This is a genomic window from Actinosynnema sp. NPDC023658 (genome assembly GCF_040639995.1).
In the GTDB taxonomy this organism is placed as follows: Bacteria; Actinomycetota; Actinomycetes; order Mycobacteriales; family Pseudonocardiaceae; genus Actinosynnema.
In genome coordinates, this window is record NZ_JBFAAX010000930.1 from 1 (window position 1) to 2133 (window position 2133).

Annotated in this window: 2 protein-coding genes; both read left to right on the forward strand. The window is 73.2% G+C overall.

Features of this window, described 5'->3' with window-relative positions; all coding sequences use genetic code 11:
• Positions 1 to 162 precede the first annotated feature (162 nt).
• Positions 163 to 1500, forward strand: a complete 1338-nt coding sequence (locus AB0G02_RS36545; protein WP_360803968.1) for a TrpB-like pyridoxal phosphate-dependent enzyme — start codon at positions 163 to 165, stop codon at positions 1498 to 1500.
• Positions 1501 to 1522: 22 nt separating this feature from the next.
• Entirely contained in the window at positions 1523 to 2014 is a 492-nt protein-coding gene (locus tag AB0G02_RS36550; RefSeq protein WP_360803971.1) for a flavin reductase family protein, read from the forward strand.
• Positions 2015 to 2133 lie beyond the last annotated feature (119 nt).

Consider the following 2133-nt stretch of genomic DNA (forward strand, 5'->3'; position numbering starts at 1 on the left):
CATGGGCCTGGCCGACCTCCCGTGGCGCATCCCGGTGCACCCCGACGCCCGCGGTGGCCGCTGGCGGCACGTCCGCTGGCGCCTGGTGGACGTCGACCTGCCCTGCACCGTCGCCCTGGCCGTCCGGCCGGGCCCGACCGCCCACCGCCACGAGGAGGCCCGGTGACCACGTCCGCCACCCCACCCCAAGCCTGGTACAACGTTATGGCCGACCTCGACTTCGACCTGCCGCCGGACCTGCCCCCGCCCGTGCGGCACGACGGCGCGCGGCTGGACCCGCAGGTGCCGCTGAGCCTGGTCCGCCAGGAGGTGTCGCGGGAGCGCTGGATCCCGATCCCCGAGGAGGTCGCGCGGCGCTACGCCCAGTGGCGCGTCACGCCCCTGCGCCGCGCCACCGGGTTCGAGGAGGCGCTCGGCACGCGGGCCCGCATCTACTACAAGTACGAGGGCGGCAACCCCTCCGGCAGCCACAAACTCAACACCGCCATCGCCCAGGCCCACTACTACAAGGCGGCTGGTGCGAAGCGGCTCGCCGTCGCCACCGGCGCCGGGCAGTGGGGCACCGCGGTCGCCACGGCCTGCCACATGTTCGGCCTGGAGTGCGTGGTCTACATGGTCCGCACCAGCCTGGAGAGCAAGCCGCACCGCCGCACGATCATGGAGATGCTGGGCGCCGAGGTGATCGCGAGCCCCAGCGCCGGCACCGCGGCGGGCCGCCGGTTCGCCCACGAGCACGCGGGCACGCTGTCCATCGCGCTGGCCGAGGCGATGGAGGCCACCGGGCAGCCGGGCACCCGGTTCTGCGCGGGCAGCGGCGAGACGTACTCGTTGCTGCACAACACGGTCATGGGACTGGAGGCCATCGACCAGCTGACCGCGCTGGACGAGCGGGCGGACGTGGTCGTCGCCGGTCTGGGCGCGGGCAGCAACTTCGGCGGGCTGGCCTTCCCGTTCCTGCGCCCCGAGCAGGGCCCCGTGCGGTGCGTGTCGGTCGAACCCGCGGCGTGCCCGAAGCTCACCAGGGGCCGTTACGCCTACGACTTCACCGACAGCTCCGAGCAGAACCCGCTGCAGAAGATGTACACGCTGGGCTCCCGGTTCGCCCCGCCGCGGATGCACGCGGGCGGCCTGCGCTACCACGCCACGGCCAAGGTGGTCAGCGCCCTGTACGACCGGGGGATGGTCGAGGCGACCGCGTACCAGCAGCGCGAGGTGTTCGAGTCCGCCGTGCGGTTCGCCCGCAGCGAGGGCCTGGTGCCCGCACCCGAGAGCGCGCACGCCGTGCACGGCGCGGTCGTCGAAGCCGCCAGGGCCGATCGCGACGGCACGTCGCCGGTGATCCTGTTCTCCCTGAGCGGGCACGGCCTGTTCGACATGGCCGCGTACCGGTCCTATTTGGACGGTGAGGTGGACGAGGACGTCGTGGTGACCGACGAGGACATCGAGCGGTCGCTGGAGCACCTGCCGCCGCAGCCCGAGAACGAATCGGCCCGGGTCTGACCGGCACCTGGAGGAGGACGCCATGCGCACCGAGGACCGGCTCGCCGGGACCGACACGCGGTTCCGCGACTTCATGACCCAGTGGCCGACCGGCGTCGCGGTCATCACCACCGACGACGGCTCCGCGCCCGCCGGGTGCACCGTCAACGCGATGATGTCGCTGTCGGTCCGACCACCGGCGCTGCTGGTGTCGCTGGCCGACGGCAGCGGCACGCTGCGCGCCATCCGCAGGTCGCGGGCGTTCGGCGTGAGCGTGCTGTGCTCGCGGCAGGCGGACCTGTGCGGCCGCTTCGCCGCCGGAGCCCAGGCCGACCGGTTCCGGGGCGTGCCGACGCACGTCGTGCGCGGCGTCCCGCTGCTCTCCGACGCCGCCGCCTCGATGGTGTGCGCGCTGCGCGACGAACTCGCCTACGCCGACCACGCGCTGCTGGTCGGAGCGCCGCTGTGGCACGAGGTCGACCCCGGCAACCCGCCGCTCGTGCTGCACCAGCGGGCGTTCCACGCGCTCGACTAGGAGGGGTGTGAGTGGACTTCCGGACGTTCACGGTGCGCGACCCGGGCGACGGTGTCGCCGAAGTCGTGCTCTACTGCACCGCCGACTGCAACGTGATGTGCGGCCTGGTGTTTACCGAG